The sequence below is a fragment of the Klebsiella sp. 1SOBk5mer genome, from assembly GCF_046603115.1.
GTDB classification, from domain to species: Bacteria; Pseudomonadota; Gammaproteobacteria; order Enterobacterales; family Enterobacteriaceae; genus Klebsiella; species Klebsiella quasipneumoniae.
Window position 1 is genome coordinate 495,290 of the sequence record NZ_JBKIUU010000002.1, and the last position, 17,277, is coordinate 512,566.

General features: G+C 59.7%; 16 protein-coding genes. 6 read left to right on the forward strand and 10 right to left on the reverse strand.

Annotated elements, in window-relative coordinates:
- Positions 1-51: 51 nt before the first annotated feature.
- Both csdE and csdA read right to left on the reverse strand, forming a co-directional pair.
- On the reverse strand, positions 52-489 hold the full coding sequence (gene csdE, locus ACLH1U_RS08160) for a cysteine desulfurase sulfur acceptor subunit CsdE (RefSeq protein WP_023290863.1): 438 nt from the start codon (positions 487-489) through the stop codon (positions 52-54).
- Positions 489-1,694 (reverse strand): cysteine desulfurase CsdA, encoded by a 1,206-nt coding sequence (csdA, locus tag ACLH1U_RS08165; RefSeq protein WP_101881253.1) that lies wholly within the window; start codon positions 1,692-1,694, stop codon positions 489-491. The genes csdE and csdA overlap by 1 nt, the downstream gene beginning before the upstream one ends.
- A 197-nt stretch (positions 1,695-1,891) precedes the next feature.
- On the opposite strand from csdA, the gene ACLH1U_RS08170 reads away from it, so the two are divergent.
- The 4 genes from ACLH1U_RS08170 (at position 1,892) to rlmM (ending at position 4,893) form a co-directional block, all read left to right on the forward strand.
- Complete coding sequence (locus ACLH1U_RS08170) at positions 1,892-2,116, forward strand: YgdI/YgdR family lipoprotein (protein ID WP_002915549.1); 225 nt, start codon at positions 1,892-1,894, stop codon at positions 2,114-2,116.
- A gap of 351 nt (positions 2,117-2,467) precedes the next feature.
- Positions 2,468-3,385 carry a glycine cleavage system transcriptional regulator GcvA gene (gene gcvA, locus ACLH1U_RS08175; RefSeq protein ID WP_002915545.1) on the forward strand — a complete coding sequence of 306 codons (918 nt, stop codon included), beginning with the start codon at positions 2,468-2,470 and terminating at the stop codon, positions 3,383-3,385.
- A gap of 19 nt (positions 3,386-3,404) precedes the next feature.
- Entirely contained in the window at positions 3,405-3,800 is a 396-nt protein-coding gene (locus ACLH1U_RS08180; RefSeq protein WP_002915543.1) for a DUF423 domain-containing protein, read from the forward strand.
- A complete protein-coding gene (rlmM, locus tag ACLH1U_RS08185; protein WP_023290861.1) occupies positions 3,793-4,893 on the forward strand; it encodes a 23S rRNA (cytidine(2498)-2'-O)-methyltransferase RlmM in 1,101 nt (366 codons plus the stop codon). The genes ACLH1U_RS08180 and rlmM overlap by 8 nt, the downstream gene beginning before the upstream one ends.
- A 54-nt stretch (positions 4,894-4,947) precedes the next feature.
- Here rlmM and fucR read toward each other — a convergent pair whose 3' ends face one another.
- The 5 genes from fucR to fucP form a co-directional block, all read right to left on the reverse strand.
- Entirely contained in the window at positions 4,948-5,658 is a 711-nt protein-coding gene (gene fucR / locus ACLH1U_RS08190) for an L-fucose operon activator (RefSeq protein ID WP_023290860.1), read from the reverse strand.
- A 58-nt stretch (positions 5,659-5,716) separates the two neighbouring features.
- Positions 5,717-6,139, reverse strand: a complete 423-nt coding sequence (gene fucU / locus ACLH1U_RS08195) for an L-fucose mutarotase (RefSeq protein ID WP_023290859.1) — start codon at positions 6,137-6,139, stop codon at positions 5,717-5,719.
- A 1-nt stretch (position 6,140) separates the two neighbouring features.
- A complete protein-coding gene (gene fucK, locus ACLH1U_RS08200) occupies positions 6,141-7,559 on the reverse strand; it encodes an L-fuculokinase (RefSeq protein ID WP_180265191.1) in 1,419 nt (472 codons plus the stop codon).
- Positions 7,560-7,665: 106 nt separating this feature from the next.
- Positions 7,666-9,441, reverse strand: a complete 1,776-nt coding sequence (fucI, locus tag ACLH1U_RS08205) for an L-fucose isomerase (RefSeq protein WP_023290857.1) — start codon at positions 9,439-9,441, stop codon at positions 7,666-7,668.
- A gap of 32 nt (positions 9,442-9,473) precedes the next feature.
- Positions 9,474-10,784: an L-fucose:H+ symporter permease gene (fucP, locus tag ACLH1U_RS08210; RefSeq protein ID WP_023290856.1), complete on the reverse strand. Its 1,311-nt coding sequence runs from the start codon at positions 10,782-10,784 to the stop codon at positions 9,474-9,476.
- A gap of 566 nt (positions 10,785-11,350) precedes the next feature.
- On the opposite strand from fucP, the gene fucA reads away from it, so the two are divergent.
- Both fucA and fucO read left to right on the forward strand, forming a co-directional pair.
- Positions 11,351-11,998 carry an L-fuculose-phosphate aldolase gene (fucA, locus tag ACLH1U_RS08215; protein WP_023290855.1) on the forward strand — a complete coding sequence of 216 codons (648 nt, stop codon included), beginning with the start codon at positions 11,351-11,353 and terminating at the stop codon, positions 11,996-11,998.
- Positions 11,999-12,025: 27 nt separating this feature from the next.
- Positions 12,026-13,174, forward strand: coding sequence for a lactaldehyde reductase (gene fucO / locus ACLH1U_RS08220; protein ID WP_139619970.1), 1,149 nt, complete (start codon positions 12,026-12,028; stop codon positions 13,172-13,174).
- A gap of 44 nt (positions 13,175-13,218) precedes the next feature.
- Here fucO and xni read toward each other — a convergent pair whose 3' ends face one another.
- The 3 genes from xni to ACLH1U_RS08235 all read right to left on the reverse strand — a co-directional run bounded on the left by xni (position 13,219) and on the right by ACLH1U_RS08235 (position 16,847).
- The gene (gene xni, locus ACLH1U_RS08225; protein ID WP_023290853.1) at positions 13,219-13,974 is read right to left on the reverse strand and encodes a flap endonuclease Xni; all 756 of its coding nucleotides are present in this window, start codon (positions 13,972-13,974) and stop codon (positions 13,219-13,221) included.
- A 150-nt stretch (positions 13,975-14,124) separates the two neighbouring features.
- The gene (locus tag ACLH1U_RS08230; RefSeq protein WP_263083396.1) at positions 14,125-15,492 is read right to left on the reverse strand and encodes an L-serine ammonia-lyase; all 1,368 of its coding nucleotides are present in this window, start codon (positions 15,490-15,492) and stop codon (positions 14,125-14,127) included.
- A gap of 65 nt (positions 15,493-15,557) precedes the next feature.
- Positions 15,558-16,847 (reverse strand): HAAAP family serine/threonine permease, encoded by a 1,290-nt coding sequence (locus tag ACLH1U_RS08235; RefSeq protein WP_023290841.1) that lies wholly within the window; start codon positions 16,845-16,847, stop codon positions 15,558-15,560.
- Positions 16,848-17,277: the final 430 nt, after the last annotated feature.

The window sequence follows — 17,277 nt, forward strand, 5'->3', positions numbered from 1 at the left end:
ACGAACCCGTAGCCCGGGCAAGGCGCGTCAAGCGCCGCCCCCGGGATGAGCTTAAACCTCAACCTCGCGGGCGGCGGCGAGCACCGCTTCGCTCAGGGCGCTGAGCCCCTGGCTGCGCGAGGCGCTCAGCTGGCCGCGCAGCCCCAGCTCGTCGAACAGTGCCAGCGGATCCTCGGCCAGGATCCCGGCGCGGGTTTTTCCTTCCACGGCGGTTAAGAGTACGGCCAAAAGACCGCGCACAATCCGTCCTTCGCTGTCGCCAAAGAAGTGCAGCCTGCCTTCGGCATCCTCCTCATAGCCCAGCCAGACGCGGTTTTCACACCCGGCAATCTCCCGGGCCTGCGCTTTGCGCTCATCGGTCAGCGTCGGCAGCTTTTTGCCCAATAAAATCAGCTGCCGATATTTATCCTCCCACTGGTTCAGCGGGGCAAAGGTCTGGCGCAGCGTGGCGTCGGTAATGGTCGTGCCGAAGGGATGCAGAGTTGTCATTAATCCACCAGAATTTCCAGAGCGCGATCCACCGCGTGGACCAGCGCCGCAACATCGTCTTGGGTATTGTAGGGGGCGAAAGAGGCCCGCAGCGTGCCGCTGACCCCTAAGGCCGCCAGCAGCGGCTGGGCGCAGTGTTGCCCGGCACGCAGGGCAATGCCGGACTCCGCCAGCAGCGTCACCAGATCGCTGTGATGAATACCGTCGAACTCAAAGGCGAGCAGGCTTGATTGCTGGCAGCGGAAAGAGCGGAAGCCCGGCCGTTTCGCCAGCGCCTCTTCCGCCAGGCTCGCCAGACTGCGGCTCCAGTTTTCCGCCTGTCCGATATCGCTCTGCGCCAGCCACTCCAGCGCGGCGCTCAGGCCAATCACCCCGGCGACATTGGGCGTACCGGCCTCAAGGCCATAGGGCGCCGGCTGCGGCGTAAAGCCGTCAAAGCTGACCTCGGCGATCATCTTCCCGCCGCCGAGCCAGGGCGACATCGCCGCCAGCAGTTCGCTTTTACCGTACAGGGCGCCGATCCCGGTCGGGCCATACAGCTTATGGCCGGAAAAGGCGTAAAAATCGATATCCAGCGCCTGCACGTCCGCGGGGAAATGCACCGCCCCCTGGGCGCCATCGACCATCACCACCATTCCGGCGGCGTGAGCAAGGCGGATGGCCTGCGCCAGGTCCGGGCAGCCGCCGGTGACGTTGGACATCTGCCCGATGGCCAGCACCCGGCTGCGCGGGGTGATGAGCGCGCCGAGGCTGGCGATATCCGGCAGGCGGTCGGCGCCAAGCGGCAGCTTGACCACTCTGGCGCCGGTCTGCCCGGCCACCATCAGCCAGGGCACGAGGTTGGCATGATGCTCGGCTTCGCTGACGATAATTTCATCGCCAGGCTGCAGGCGCGGCCGGACGTAGCTCTGCGCCACCATATTGATGGCCTCCGTGGTCCCCCGCGTCCAGACGATATCTTTGCCGGAGGGGGCGTTCAGCCACGCCGCCACGCGCTCGCGGGCCGCCTCATAGCGCTCGGTCAGCCGCTGGGCGGCGGCGAATTGACTGCGGTGGACGTTGCCGGCGCTCAGGCGATAAAACTGGTCGCTGGCCTCAATGACCGCCAGCGGTTTGAGCGCCGTCGCCGCGCTGTCGAGATAGACGCCGGCGTCGGCCAGCGCCGGAAACTGCGCGCGAAAGTGCGCAGGGTTGAATGCGTTCATGGAATTCCTCGTATCAATACCGCGATCGTCGCGCAATTTGCCGGGCGTGACAAGGCCTCTGCGTCCTGTGGAATTGTCCGAATGTGACTCCACATGGGGCAAAGAGGGTTATGCTGAAAAGTGTTGGGTTTGTGTTTTAACCTATTACTTAACGAGTCACGAATAGTATAAATAGCCGTAAGGAGAGAAAAATGAAAATGACTAAGGCCGCTGCGATTATCTCTGCCTGTATGCTGACTCTGGGCCTGAGCGCCTGTTCCTCTAACTATGTGATGCATACCAATGATGGGCGGACCATCGTCACCGACGGGAAACCGCAAACCGATAATGATACTGGCATGATCTCGTATAAGGACGCGTGGGGCAACAAACAGCAGATCAATCGCTCTGACGTGAAACAGCTGGGTGAGCTGGACGAGTAAGGCAGTAAAAAGGCAAAAAAAAGCACCGCGCGTTGCGGTGCTACATTAAATCACTATGGACAGACAGGGTAAATGTACAGGAAGTGAAAAGGGGTAGCCTTGCTACCAGGGTCTGCAAAGACAGACCAATTGCAAACACAACAACACAACATCACAACCGTAAGCCAAAAGCTTGATGGAACACGCATTCCAAAAAAAGCTTCTCGTTCCGGCTCAGGAAGTGCCGCCACTATAGGTATTTGCTGGTAGAACCTCAACGGACAATTTATAATGGCTCAGATAAAAAAAACTAATAGGTTAACCGTTGTTTCCTATTTGTTAAATTGAGTTAACATCTAAGCCAGAATAACCATGTCGAAGCGATTACCTCCTCTGAATGCATTACGTGTTTTTGATGCAGCCGCACGCCATCTCAGCTTCACTCGGGCAGCCGATGAGCTTTTTGTGACGCAGGCCGCAGTCAGCCACCAAATCAAGTCTCTCGAGGATTTTCTGGGCCTTAAGCTGTTCCGTCGGCGCAATCGTTCGCTGCTGTTAACGGAAGAAGGGCAAAGCTATTTTCAGGATATTAAAGAGATTTTTTCGCAACTGACGGAAGCGACGCGTAAACTGCAGGCGCGCAGCGCCAAAGGGGCCTTAACGGTCAGTTTATTGCCAAGTTTCGCCATCCAGTGGCTGGTGCCGAGACTCACAAGCTTTAACTCAGCTTATCCGGGAATCGACGTCAGGATCCAGGCGGTGGACCGTCAGGAGGATAAGCTGGCGGACGATGTCGACGTGGCGATTTTTTACGGTCGCGGCAACTGGCCGGGCCTGCGTGTGGAAAAACTGTATGCCGAGTATCTGCTGCCGGTCTGTTCCCCGCTGCTGCTCACCGGCGACAAGGCATTGAAAACGCCTGCCGATCTGGCGCAACATACGCTGCTTCACGATGCGTCCCGCCGCGACTGGCAAACTTATACCCGCCAGCTGGGTCTAAGCCATATTAATGTGCAGCAGGGACCGATTTTCAGCCACAGCGCGATGGTGCTGCAGGCGGCCATTCATGGGCAGGGCGTGGCGCTGGCCAACAACGTCATGGCCCAGTCCGAAATTGAGGCCGGTCGCCTGGTGTGTCCGTTTAATGATGTTCTGGTCAGTAAGAATGCGTTTTACCTTGTTTGCCATGACAGTCAGGCAGAACTGGGTAAAATAGCCGCTTTCCGGCAGTGGATTCTGGCGAAAGCGGCAAGTGAACAAGAAAAATTCCGCTTTCGTTATGAACAATAATTACTTGTAGGGTAACAACATGACCAGCCGTTTTATGCTGATATTCGCCGCGATTAGCGGCTTTATCTTTGTGGCTCTGGGTGCCTTCGGCGCGCATGTCTTAAGTCAATCGCTCGGCGCGGCGGAGATGGCCTGGATCCATACCGGCCTGGAGTATCAGGCCTTCCATACCCTGGCGATTTTTGGTCTGGCGGTGGCGATGCAGCGTCGGATCAGTATCTGGTTCTACTGGAGCAGCGTGTTTCTGGCGTTAGGGACCGTGCTGTTCAGCGGCAGCCTCTACTGCCTGGCGCTCTCTCATTTACGCCTGTGGGCGTTCGTGACCCCGGTGGGCGGCGTGAGCTTCCTCGCCGGCTGGGTTTTAATGTTAATTGGTGCAATTCGTCTGAAACGTAAGGGCGTTGTTCATGAATAAGGTTGTCCTCTATTGTCGCCCTGGGTTTGAGAAAGAGTGCGCAGCAGAAATTACCGATAAGGCAGCCCGCCTTGAGGTGTTTGGTTTTGCCCGGGTCAAAGAAGACTCTGGCTATGTGATTTTTGAAGGCTATCAGCAGGATGATGGCGAGAAGCTGGTGCGCGATCTGCCGTTCAGCTCGCTGATCTTCGCCCGCCAGATGTTTGTGGTCGGCGAACTGCTGCGCGACCTGCCGCCGGAGGATCGCATCACGCCGATCGTCGGCATGCTGCAGGGCGTGGTGGAGAAGGGCGGCGATCTGCGCGTCGAGGTGGCGGACACTAACGAAAGCAAAGAGCTGATGAAGTTCTGCCGCAAGTTTACCGTGCCGCTGCGCGCGGCGCTGCGCGAAGCGGGCGTCCTGACCCGCTATGAAACGCCGAAGCGTCCGGTGGTGCATGTGTTCTTTATCGCCCCGGGCTGCTGCTATACCGGCTACTCGTACAGCAACAACAACTCGCCGTTCTATATGGGCATTCCGCGGCTGAAGTTTCCGTCCGACGCCCCGAGCCGCTCCACCCTCAAGCTGGAAGAGGCGTTCCACGTCTTTATTCCGGCGGACGAGTGGGACGAGCGCCTGGCGAACGGCATGTATGCCGTCGACCTTGGCGCCTGCCCGGGCGGCTGGACCTATCAGCTGGTGAAGCGCAACATGTGGGTCTCTTCGGTCGATAACGGTCCGATGGCCCAGAGCCTGATGGATACCGGCCAGGTGACCTGGCTGCGCGAAGACGGTTTCCGCTATCGTCCGAACCGCAACAACATCTCGTGGATGGTCTGCGATATGGTGGAGAAGCCGGCGAAAGTGGCGGCGCTGATGGCGCAGTGGCTGGTCAACGGCTGGTGCCGGGAGACCATCTTCAACCTCAAGCTGCCGATGAAAAAGCGCTATGAAGAGGTGTCGCAGAATCTGGCCTACATTCAGGCCCAGCTGGACGAGCACGGCATTAACGCCCAGATCCAGGCGCGTCAGCTGTATCACGATCGTGAAGAGGTGACCGTTCACGTGCGTCGCCTGTGGGCTGCCGTCGGCGGACGTCGCGACGAGCGTTAATCTCTCACCCTCAGGCCGGAGACGCGTGCTTGTCCTCCGGCCTTCGCCGCAGGCTTAAGGCTGCGGCGCATCCGACACAATATGCGTCACGTCATCCAGATGACCAATTCTCGCCTCGCCGGAACGGTTGAACTTACTTTTATCGATCAGCAGTAGCGACTGCGCCGCCCGCTTAAGCAGGATCGATTTGAAGTCGGCATTGAACGCATTGGAGTCCCACAGCGCGCCCTGCGGGTCGATGCCTTCGCAGGAAAAAATAAACAGATCGATCTCCAGCGATTTCAGCTGGGAAATCAGCGCCGGGTTAACGTAGCAGCCATATTTCCGCTGCAGGGTGCCGCCGGAGCAGGTGAGGGCGATCTGGTCTCGTTTGGCCAGCTCCTGGCAGATGGGCTGGCTGTTGGTAAAAACGTGCAGCGGGCGGTCCGGCAGCTGGCGGGCGAGGTACCAGCAGGTGGAGCTGGCATCGAGGGCGATGACCATGCCTTCGTCAATCCAGGCCAGCGCTTCGCGGGCGATGTCGGCTTTATGCGCGTAATGGCTTTTCAGGCGCATGTGGAAAGGGTCGCCGCTGTCCTGGCTGCGCTGGTGGATCACTTTGGCCCGGCCGTGGTTGCGCAGCACTTTGCCCTGCGCCTGCAGCTCGCTGAGATCGCGGCGAATGGTTTCCCTGCTGACGTTGAGCTGTTTTGACAACGTTTCGGTGGTCAGGCTGCTGTGGTTGATCAGGAGATCGACGATCGCCTGCTGGCGGGCCGCTTTCATTTATTCTCACCCCATCATTGATTGAGCGTCTGCATCAGGCAGACGCTCCGGCATGAGATTACGGCGTGACTCCTTTTTTTAAAAGGATATTTCCGTACTTAGCGCACTCTCCTGTGATAACGATCGCAAAGGCTTTTTGCGCCCGCTCGTAGAAGGCGAAGCGGTCAATCCGCACGATGTCCGGGCAGGGGGCCTGCGCCGAGAGCGCCTGCCGATAGCGCTGTTCCACCGTCGGGTCGAGGGCATCGCCTTCGACGGCGGCCATCATCACCAGCGGCGGCGCGTAGCTGTCTAACTCGAACAGCGGGATAATCGCCTGCAGCAGGTCGCTGACCCGCAGGCCGTCGGCGCGGATCACCTGCGGACCCATGCTGTGCGCCGGGAAGTGGGCATCGGAAAAAATAATTTCATCCCCATGGCCCATTTCGGCCAGCACTTTCAGCAGTTCCGGCGATATCAGCGGGGAAATGGTTTTGAGCATCTCAGGCTTCCTCTGTGAATTCAGGTTCAGTTTGCGGCCAAAAATAGCGGTAGCGGTACGCGACCTGCGCCCTGGCCTGCTCCGGCGAAGAGAACTCGCCCACGCCATACCAGCCAAACATCGCCGCGCCGGCCACCGTGGTTTCGGCATCGTCGAGCACTTTGATCGGTATTCCCAGCCGGTCGGCCTTGATCTGGTTCCACAGCGCGTTGCGGCTGCCGCCGCCGACCAGCAGCAGCTCTTTCGCCCGGAAGCGGCCAATGTTTTCCAGGGTTTGCAGATGCTGCGCCAGCTGGTCGCTTAACCCCTCCAGCGCGGCACGGTAAAAATGGCCGCGGGTGGTGTTGAGCGTGACGCCCTGCCAGCCGGCGTGCTGGCTGGCGAGCAGGTCGCACTGCATCCTGACGCCCTGGGCGCCGGGCGGGATCGCCTGGGCTTCGTCAATCAGAGTTTGCCACGGCGTGTCGGCGCTCCACAGCAGCTTACGCACCCATTCGAGCACGCCGGAGGCCAGCCACTGCATCCCCGGGTTATAGCGTCCCGGCTGGCTGTCCAGTTCGCAGGTGGAGCCGCTGTAGTCGCCGAGCAGCGAGGTGTCGACCTGCGCGCTGCGCACCATCAGGATCTCCCAGGTCCCGGAGGAGAGCACCGGCTCATCCTGCCCGGCGCCGGCGCCAAACAGGGCGAACTGGGTGTCGTGCCCGGCCGAGATAACCGGGATCCCGACGGGAAGGCCCAACAGCGCAGCGGCCTCCGGCAGCAGGGCGCCGATCGGCTGGCCCGCTTCAACCAGCCGTGGGAACAGGCGGCGCGGCAGGCCGGTCGCCTGCAGGATCGGCGCGCTGAAATCGCGCTGCCGGAGATCGAGCATTTGGCTGGTGCCCGCCATGGTAAGGTCGGTGGTGAACTCCCCGGTCAGCCGATGGTTGATCAGCGACGAAATGAACAGCCAGGCATGGGCCTGCGCCAGCAGCTGCGGGTGGTTCTCTTTCAGCCAGATCAGCTTATACAGGGTGTTGAACGCAAAGGCGCCGACGCCGGCGATTTGCTGCAGCTGGCGCGCGGGCATATACCGGCTGATGGTGTCCATCACCGCCGCGGTGCGCGGGCATTTCCAGCTGATGATCGGATACAGCAGCGCACCCTGCTCATCCACCAGCGCGCCATCGACGCCAAAGGTCGTGACGGCGATGCCGCGTACCGTGCAGGAGGCCAGCGGGTCGTGGATCTGCCGACAGCAATCGGCAAAGCGCTGCATAATGGCCTCCAGCGACCACTGGTGCCAGTCGCTGCGCTCGGCGGCGATGTCGCTGGCGTTTGCCGTGGCGGCGCGGGCGACAATGTTCCCCTGTCGGTCAACGGCCATCGCCCGCACGTTCGTGGCGCCGCAGTCGAGGACCAGGATAACGTCTTGCTTCATAGTGACTCCCGAAACAACATTGCCGAATGGCGCGGCGCTTATCCGGCCTACAAACAGCGCGCGTCTGTAGGCCCGGTAAGCCTGCGCCACCGGCTAAACCCACCAGTTAACGCTTATACAGCGGCCCGTAGTTCTGGCAGGCGCGATAGTCCTGGCCTTCGATGTCCATGCCGTGCGCGGCCCAGGCGGAGGGGCGGTAGATTTTCGCCGCTTCCACGTTGTGCATGCAGACCGGAATGCGCAGCATGGCGGCGAGGGTAATGAAATCCGCGCCGACATGGCCGATGGTCAGCACGCCGTGGTTGGCGCCCCAGTTGGCCATGACCGAGTACACATCGCTGAACGGGCCCTTGCCGGTGAGGCGCGGGGCAAACCAGGTGGTGGGCCAGGTGGAGTTGGTGCGGGCGTCGAGCTGGTCGTGCATCGCTTTGGGCAGCGCCACGCTCCAGCCTTCGGCAATTTGCAGCACCGGTCCCAGACCTTTGATGATGTTCACCCGGGTCATGGTGAACGGCACGCCGCCTTCGGTCAGGAAGCGGGAAGAGAAGCCGCCGCCGCGGAAGTATTCATGGATCGCCGGGCACCATTCGGTGGCCGCGAGGCAGGCATCCGCCTCGTTCTGTTCAATCTCCCAGTGAGGTTTCATCGTCGGGTTGCCCTGCGCGTCGCGCTGCTGGCAGGAGCCGTCCAGCGCCGCGGAGCCGGAGTTAATCAGGTGAATAATGCCGTGCTCCGCCCGGCCGGTGAGCGGCTGCCCGGTGACGCGCTCAACGGCGTCCGGCGACCAGTAGGTGCGCACGTCGGCAAACACCTGGGCGGTGCCGGTGAGCTGGTGGCCCATCAGCATGGCCACGCCGTTGAGGCTGTCGTTTTCGGTGGCGACGACGAACGGCTCGCGCACGCCGTTCCAGTCAAAAGAGCTGTTGAGCAGCGCTTCGGCGGTATCGCCATTGGGGTATTGATCGGTCCAGTGGCGCTGGCCCTGGAAACCGGCGGCGATGGCGTTGTAGCCCAGCGACTCCTCCACCAGCCCTTTTTCCGCGAGCTTCGCGTTGCCCTGCATCATATCGCGGATGCACATCGCCATCAGCAGGCTCTCTTTCAGCACCGCGCGGCTCTGCGTTTCATTGCGCTTATACTGCTCGGCGTTCTGATCTTCGCCGTAGCGGAAATGTTTATCCGCCCACGCCAGCGCCATCTCCAGCTCGGTTTCATCATAGATTTTCTGATCGATTCGCCGGCGCAGCTCCGTCATGTCGACTGCCTGAACCTTCATCCCGAGCCAGGATTCAAAGAAGTTGTGGTCGACGATGGAGCCGGCGATGCCCATTGAGACGCCGCCCAGCGACAGATAGCTTTTCCCCTTCATACTGGCGACGGCCAGGCCGGCGCGAGCGAAGCGCAACAGTTTTTCTTCGACGTCCGCCGGGATGGAGGTGTCATCGGCATCCTGCACGTCATGCCCGTAGATGGAGAACGCCGGGATCCCTTTCTGGCTGTGGGCCGCCAGCGCGGCGGCCAGATAGACCGCCCCCGGACGTTCGGTGCCGTTAAAGCCCCAGATGGCCTTCGGGCGCAGCGGATCCATGTCGATGGTTTCACTGCCGTAGCACCAGCAGGGGGTGACGGTGATGGTGACGCCAACGTTCTGGCTGCTGAATTTCTCTTCACAGGCGGCCGACTCGGCCATGCCGGCGATGCAGGTATCGGCGATCACGCACTCCACCCGGGCGCCGCAGGCATGGCGCAGCTTCTCGCTGATAAGCGCGGCGGTGGCTTTCGCCATGTTCATGGTTTGCGCTTCCAGCGATTCGCGGACCCCCATGCGACGACCATCGATTACCGGGCGGATACCGATCTTCGGTAAGCTGATTTTTTTCATTACAGATCCCTCAGGTTATGCGGATAACAGGTTTAGTTCGTCGCCGCTTGCGAGCGGAAACGGGCAAAAATAAAGATGATGGCGAAGCACAGCGCCGGGACCAGCTCAGCGGTCGGGATATTGCCGGCGGCATCGCTGACAAAGCCCATCACCGGGGTGACGATCCCGCCGCCGATGATGGTCATGACGATAAAGGACGAGCCATATTTGGTGTCCTGACCCAGCTGCTTAATCCCCAACGAGAAGATGGTCGGGTACTGAATGGACATAAAGGCGCTGCACAGGGTCAGGGCCAGCAGGCCGACGTGGCCGCCGCTGAAGGCGGAGAGCAAACAGAGCAGCATGGCGATAAGCGCATAGACAGCCAGTACGTTATGCGGCGCGAAGCGGCGGATAAGCCAGGTGCCGGTGAAACGGCCAATGAAGAAACAGACCATGGTGCCGGTGAGGTAGTTGGCGGCGAAACCGGCCGTCATGCCCGGGATCTCTTCGACAGCGTAGCGAATCAGATAGCTCCAGCAGGCGGTCTGCGCGCCGACATAGCAGAACTGGGCCAGAACCGCCCAGCGCCAGTGGCGGATGCGCATCAGGCGCGACAGCGAGGCGAGAAAAGTGCTCTGCGCGCTGTCGCTGTGGTCATCGCTTTGCAGCGACGGGAAGCGGGTGCAGACGATCAGCAGGGCGACCAGCAGCACGATGGCCACGATAATCATATAGGGGGTTTGTACCGACAGAACCAGGCTGTGCTTCCAGGCGCCGAGCTGTTCTGGGGTCATGCTATCCAGCACCTCCTGCGGCTGATGCGGGACGTTGGACAAAATAAGGCTCTGACCAAATACCACGGCGATAATGGCGCCAAATGAGTTAAAGGTCTGGGCCAGATTAAGACGGAAGTGACCGCCGCTTTCCGGACCGAGAACGGTGACAAACGGGTTGGCCGCGGTTTCCAGACAGCCAAGCCCGGCGGCAATAATAAATAATCCAATCAGAAATAGGGTGTAATTCATCACTTCCGCGGCAGGCCAGAACAGCGCGGCGCCGCAGGCATATAAAAACAGACCAGTAAGAATGCCTGCTTTATAGCTGAATTTTTTCATCAGCATCCCAGCGGGGATGGGAATAACAAAATAGCCAAAATAAAAAGCTGACTGGATTAATCCGGCCTGAAAGTTAGTCAGCGTAAAGGCCTGTTGAAATTGCGGTAATAAAATATCATTAAGATTATTGGCCACGGCCCACAGAAAAAAGAGGGAGCACAGCAGAGCAAAAGGAATAATATAGCTCTTACTCTGCCCGCTCTCCATGGCGCGGTAACTTTGCGTTGGTATCGTTGTGTTTCCCATAGCGTCCTCATCAGTTCAGAAGCAGTTACAACAGCATTCAGGGCGCAGTCTGGTGCTGCAGCAGACCGCAAAATTAAGTGAGCTCAGGTGACGCGCCGGTGAGTGAAATGAAAGTCACGGCGGAACTCATGGCTTCATTTTCAAATAAAAACCGCCTGTTAATATGATGAGGGTCACACTTAACGCTCTGCGGACCATTTTATGTGATAATTGTCACTTTAATTTTTCAAAATCGCTGACCGTTTGAGGAAATAAATTCACAAAACCACAGCGCCAATGACCGATTGAATATATATCGTGGAAAACGGGCAAATGTTACAGGAAAATAAAATGCCCGCTTGATGGAATATTTTTAAGAACGGGCATTTTAAATGGTCGATTAACCAGTCTGATCCCTTTTTTTAGGGCGGAATAATTGACGTGGTTCACAAAATATGGCGATGAAAATTCCCCTGTGATTATTCAGGCTGAAGATGGAGATCATTATTCAACCTATCCCACGGTAGCCGACAATAATTGCGTTGCCCTGCCGTTGACGGATGATGAGTCGCCAAAAGAGGAAAGCAATGGAAAGAAACAGACTGGCCCGGCAGATTATCGATACCTGCCTGGAAATGACCCGCCTGGGGTTAAATCAGGGGACCGCCGGCAATGTCAGCGTGCGCTATCAGGGGGGGATGCTGATCACGCCCACCGGCATCCCGTATGAAAAACTGACGGAAGAGAAGATCGTCTTTATTGATGCCGACGGCCAGCATGAGCAGGGAAAACTTCCCTCCAGCGAATGGCGTTTCCATCAGGCGGCCTACCAGACGCGGCCCGATGCCCAGGCGGTGGTCCACAATCACGCTGTGCATTGTACGGCGGTGTCGATCCTCAACCGGCCCATTCCGGCCATCCACTATATGATCGCCGCGGCGGGCGGGAATTCGATCCCCTGCGCGCCCTATGCCACTTTCGGCACCCGCGAACTGTCTGAGCATGTCGCGGTGGCGCTGAAGCACCGCAAAGCCACGCTGCTGCAGCATCATGGCCTGATCGCCTGCGAGGCCAGCCTGGAGAAAGCGCTCTGGCTGGCGCATGAAGTGGAAGTCCTGGCCCAGCTCTATCTCAGCACGCTGGCGATTACCGACCCGGTACCGGTGCTGGATGACGAGGCGATCGCCATCGTGCTGGAGAAGTTCAAAACCTACGGATTACGCATTGAAGAGTGATGCCGCAACGCTAACAGGAGAGACGCGATGGCAAACCGAATGATCCTCAACGAAACGGCGTGGTTTGGCCGGGGGGCGATAAACGCATTAACCGATGAAGTGCTGCGGCGCGGTTATCGCAAGGCATTGATCGTGACCGACAGCACCCTCGCGCAGTGCGGCGTGGCGGCAAAAGTCACTGACAAACTGGACGCCGCCGGGCTGGCATGGGACATGTTCAGCGACGTGATCCCCAATCCCACCATCGCCGTGGTCCAGCAGGGGCTGCAGGCCTTTCAGCGCAGCGGGGCGGATTACTTGATCGCCATCGGCGGCGGTTCGCCGCAGGATACCTGTAAGGCAATCGGTATTATTCAGCGTAACCCGGCGTTCGCCGATGTCCGCAGCCTGGAGGGGCTGTCGCCCACCCGTCAGTCCAGCGTGCCGATCTTCGCGGTGCCGACCACCGCGGGTACCGCGGCGGAGGTGACGATTAACTATGTCATCACCGATGAAGAACAACGGCGTAAGTTTGTCTGCGTCGACCCGCACGATATTCCGCAGGTGGCCTTTATCGATGCCGATATGATGGACGCCATGCCGCCGGCGCTGAAGGCGGCGACCGGCGTCGACGCCCTGACGCACGCTATCGAAGGGTACCTCACCCGCGGCGCCTGGGCTTTGACCGATGCGCTGCACCTCAAAGCCATCGAGATCATCGCCGGCGCGCTGCGCGGCTCGGTTGCCGGAGACGCCGGAGCGGGGGAAGCCATGGCGCTCGGCCAGTATGTGGCGGGGATGGGATTTTCCAACGTCGGGCTTGGCCTGGTGCACGGCATGGCGCATCCGCTCGGCGCTTTTTACAACACGCCGCACGGTGTGGCGAATGCCATCCTGCTGCCGCACGTGATGCGCTTTAATGCTGAGGCGACCGGGGAAAAATATCGCGATATCGCCAGGGCGATGGGCGTCAGGGTGGAAGCGTTAAGCCTGACCGCCGCGCGCCTGGCGGCGGTGGAGGCGGTCTGCCAGCTCAACCGCGATGTCGGTATTCCCGGCCATCTGCGCGAGGTGGGCGTCAGGAAAGAGGATATTCCGGCGCTGGCCCAGGCGGCGCTGGCGGATGTGTGTACCGGCGGCAACCCGCGCGAGGCGAGCCTGGCCGATATCGTCGGGTTATATCAGGCGGCCTGGTGAGGGGCCGGCCCGGCCGAAGCAGGCGGTGCCGCGCTCGGGTAGGGTCAGCGCGTCAGCCGCAGCTGCTGCAGATTGCCGTCCAGCTGTAGGTCGGTCTGCAGGCGGGCGACTTCCCGGCAGGTGAAGGCCATTTCCTGATGCGTTGCCAGCTTTTTGCGCCACTTTTCCGGGACCTCGGCCAGGCGGGCATACAGCCCCTCCAGGTCCTGGAACTCGTTCAGCAGCTGGGCGGCGCTTTTAGGGCCAATGCCCGCTACGCCCGGCACCTTCGAGCTGCTGATCCCCGCTAGCCCCCAGTAATCCGCCAGCTGCTCCGGGGTGACGCCGAACTCGCTGGCGATGAAGGGGGCGTCCAGCCAGCGCTTCTGAAAGTAGTCGCGGATGCGGATGGTGGGCGACAGCAGCTGGCAGTAGCCTTTGTCAGTGGAGACAATGGTGGCCTGATGGCCCGCCTGGGCCACCTTCACCGCCAGGGTGGCGGCGAGGTCGTCCGCTTCGCTGCCCGGCGAGGCCCAGCAGCGGATCCCCCGCTGCTCGAAGGCGGCCCGCAGCGCCGGCATCTCGGCGACCAGGGTCTCCGGCATCGGCGCGCGGCCGGCTTTGTACTCCGGCAGGCGCTGGTGGCGCCAGCCGTGGGCGCGATCCTCATCATCAAACACCGCCACCGCGTGGGTGGGCTGACTATGGACGATCAGCTGCTCCAGCGCATGCAGGCAGGTATCGACGCAGGGCGAGCCCTGTACCGCGTGGATGCGGCGGATCAGATTTAACGCGTCGACGATTAACAGATGAACAGCCACAGATACCCCCTTATTCTCAGCGCCTTTAGGGTAACATCGGTGGTGATTCGAGGCCATTGGTAGAGCGAGGATCGGGAATCACACTCGCAAATCAGGCAGGATTCCGGTCAAAAGCAGGCCCGCCGCGGCGACGCGCGGCGGGCCAGCAGGTTAATCGCAGGCGACAATCTTCATCGCCAGCCCCCCGCGAGAGGTTTCCCGGTACTTGGCGTTCATGTCTTTGCCGGTTTCGTACATGGTCTCAATGACTTTATCGAGGCAGACGCGCGGCTCGCTGGTCCGGCGCAGCGCCATTCGCGCGGCGTTGACCGCTTTCACGGCGGCGATAGCGTTGCGTTCGATGCACGGCACCTGCACCTGGCCGGCGACAGGGTCGCAGGTCAGACCGAGGTTATGCTCCATGGCGATCTCTGCCGCGATGCACACCTGGCCCGGGCTGCCGCCCAGCAGTTCAGCCAGACCGGCCGCCGCCATCGAGCAGGCGACGCCCACTTCACCCTGGCAGCCCACTTCGGCGCCGGAGATCGAGGCGTTCATCTTATAGAGCGAACCAATCGCGCTGGCCACCAGCATATAGCGCGCCAGGGAGTTGCTGTTCACCTTGCGGATAAACTTGTCGTAATAGGCCAGTACTGCCGGCACGATACCGCAGGCGCCGTTGGTCGGCGCCGTCACCACCCGGCCGCCGGCGGCGTTCTCTTCGTTCACCGCGAGGGCGAACATATTGATCCAGTCGACCACCGCCATCGGGTCGCTGTTGGTGGTGTCCTGGCTCACCAGCATGCGGCGCAGCGCGGCAGCCCGGCGCGGAACGCGCAGTTTGCCCGGCAGGACGCCTTCGGTGGTGATGCCGCGCTCAATACCGGCGCTCATCACTTCCCACACCGCGGCGAAGTGTTGCTCCAGCACCTCTTTACTGTGCAGCGCCAGTTCGTTCTGCATCATCAGGCCGGAGAGCGACAGCCCGGTTTCGCGGCAGTGACGCTGCAGGTCGGCGGCGTTTTTATAGGGGTAAGGGACGGCCACCGGCGCGTCGGTGGTCTGGCCGAAGTGCGCTTCATCGACGATAAAGCCGCCGCCGATGGAGTAGTACGTCTGGCTGTAGAGCGCCTGATCGCCGGCCAGGGCGGTGATGCGCATGCCGTTCTCATGCAGCGACAGGTTGTCGGCATGGAAATTCATACACTGATCGACCGGGAAGTCCACTTCGTGCTGGCCGTTGGCCAGCATCAGGCGACCATGGGTGTTAACGTCCTGAATAAAGCCAGGGATAGCGTCGATGTCGACGGTGTCCGGCAGGTTGCCGGCGAGCCCCATGATAATCGCGATATCGGTATGGTGGCCTTTACCGGTCAGGGAGAGGGAGCCGTAGACATCGACGACCACTTTGGTCACCTCGGCCAGCAGGCCGCGCGCGATCAGGTCGTCAGTGAATTGTTTGCCCGCTTTCATCGGTCCAACGGTATGGGAGCTGGAAGGGCCAATGCCGATTTTAAAGATATCGAATACGCTGATCATATGTATTCCCGTGCTGTCGGAAAGCGCGCCGCCGTTCAGCGGCGCGGGGGGAGGTGTTGACTGAATTAGCTGAACAGCGAGTAGAAGATCGCGGAGATGGCAATCAGACCCATAATCACCACGAAGACGTTGCTGACGTGGCCGCTGTATTTACGCATCGCCGGCACTTTCTGAATCGCGTACATCGGCATCAGGAACAGGATCATCGCGATAATCGGGCCGCCAAGGGTCTCGATCATGCCGAGGATGCTCGGGTTCAGCGTCGCGACAATCCAGGTGGTCACCAGCATGAACAGCGCGGTCAGCTTGTTCAGTTTGTTGATTTCGATAGATTTGCCTTTACCGCGCAGGGACTTAATCACCATGCCGTTAAAGCCTTCGCGGGCGCCCAGGTAGTGGCCGAGGAAGGATTTGGTGATGGCGATCATCGCGATGATCGGCGCCATCCAGGCAATGATTGGCGCGTTAAAGTGGTTCGCCAGGTAAGACAGAATCGAGATGTTCTGCTCTTTCGCCGCCGCCAGGTCTGCCGGAGAGAGGCTCAGGACGCAGCTGAAGACGAAGAACATCACGGTCAGCACCATCATGATATGAGCGCGAGCCAGGATGCTGGAGCATTTTTTCTCGGCGCCTTCGCCGTACTCTTCACGCTTGGCAACCGCGAAGGAGGAGATGATCGGCGAGTGGTTGAAAGAGAAGACCATGACCGGGATCGCCAGCCACAGGGTCATCAGCAGGCCGTTGCCGGTGACGGAGGCGCCGCTCAGGGAGAGGGTCTCCAGCGCCGCGCCGTTCCACTGCGGGATCAGGTACAGCGCCAGAATCATCAGGGCGATAACGAACGGAAACACCAGAATGCTCATCGCTTTCACGATCATCTGCTCGCCGAAACGCACGATGGTCATCATACCGACGATCAGGATCAGCGACAGAATCGCGCGCGGCGGCGGCGTCATGTGCAGCTGGTGCGCCATGAAGCTTTCGACGGTATTGGTGATCGCCACGCTGTAGACCAACAGGATTGGGTAGATAGCGAAGAAGTAGAGCAGGGTAATCAGCTTACCTGCGCCTACGCCGAAGTGTTCTTCAACCACTTCAGTGATGTCTTCGCCCGGGTTTTTGCCGGAGAGCACGAAGCGGGTCATACCGCGGTGGGCGAAGAAGGTCATCGGGAAGGCCAGAATCGCCATGATAATCAGGGGGATCATGCCGCCGACGCCGGCGTTGATCGGCAGGAACAAGACGCCCGCGCCGATCGCTGTACCGTACAGGCCCAGCATCCACATGGTGTCGGTTTTACGCCATCCGCTGCGGGTTTCGCCCGAAACGATGGTGCTGGTTTGAGTGGTTTCCATCTGTATCTCCTGGAGGAATCAACAAAATCTAATGAACAAATACAATTGCGTAACACGAAATTCGTTTAATTACGGTTTTTTTAGAAATTTTCTCCGTAATAATTGGGCCGGAAAGATACATTTATATGGTTTATGCATCAGTGATCGCGATCTCAAATGCAATAATCCACTTTCAATGTGCGTATTTTTAGTCCAACAGCCTGTTTCTGGTGATCAGCCAGCGATTTGTGGCGCGCAGGCTACCATTTGCAGCATATGAGATAAAAGCTGGGTGGCGTAATAACGAGGGATTTACTGTAAAAAAGAGAAGTGGTCGACGTTTTTGCGCTTAAAACCATTTTTTGCAGTGATAATTGTCGCAGTTTTTACCAACGCAAACGATTGGCTATGTAAAAATAATTTAGCTGTTTGATGAGTAACCGAAAGTTTT

Coding starts and splice junctions, on each gene's coding strand:
- fucI (WP_023290857.1), bottom strand. CDS start 9,441: ATGAAAAAAATCAGCTTACCGAAGATCGGTATCCGCCCGGTAATCGAT.
- ACLH1U_RS08180 (WP_002915543.1), top strand. CDS start 3,405: ATGACCAGCCGTTTTATGCTGATATTCGCCGCGATTAGCGGCTTTATC.
- fucA (WP_023290855.1), top strand. CDS start 11,351: ATGGAAAGAAACAGACTGGCCCGGCAGATTATCGATACCTGCCTGGAA.
- fucK (WP_180265191.1), bottom strand. CDS start 7,559: ATGAAGCAAGACGTTATCCTGGTCCTCGACTGCGGCGCCACGAACGTG.
- fucO (WP_139619970.1), top strand. CDS start 12,026: ATGGCAAACCGAATGATCCTCAACGAAACGGCGTGGTTTGGCCGGGGG.
- fucP (WP_023290856.1), bottom strand. CDS start 10,784: ATGGGAAACACAACGATACCAACGCAAAGTTACCGCGCCATGGAGAGC.
- fucU (WP_023290859.1), bottom strand. CDS start 6,139: ATGCTCAAAACCATTTCCCCGCTGATATCGCCGGAACTGCTGAAAGTG.
- rlmM (WP_023290861.1), top strand. CDS start 3,793: ATGAATAAGGTTGTCCTCTATTGTCGCCCTGGGTTTGAGAAAGAGTGC.
- csdA (WP_101881253.1), bottom strand. CDS start 1,694: ATGAACGCATTCAACCCTGCGCACTTTCGCGCGCAGTTTCCGGCGCTG.
- fucR (WP_023290860.1), bottom strand. CDS start 5,658: ATGAAAGCGGCCCGCCAGCAGGCGATCGTCGATCTCCTGATCAACCAC.
- csdE (WP_023290863.1), bottom strand. CDS start 489: ATGACAACTCTGCATCCCTTCGGCACGACCATTACCGACGCCACGCTG.
- ACLH1U_RS08170 (WP_002915549.1), top strand. CDS start 1,892: ATGACTAAGGCCGCTGCGATTATCTCTGCCTGTATGCTGACTCTGGGC.
- ACLH1U_RS08230 (WP_263083396.1), bottom strand. CDS start 15,492: ATGATCAGCGTATTCGATATCTTTAAAATCGGCATTGGCCCTTCCAGC.
- gcvA (WP_002915545.1), top strand. CDS start 2,468: ATGTCGAAGCGATTACCTCCTCTGAATGCATTACGTGTTTTTGATGCA.
- ACLH1U_RS08235 (WP_023290841.1), bottom strand. CDS start 16,847: ATGGAAACCACTCAAACCAGCACCATCGTTTCGGGCGAAACCCGCAGC.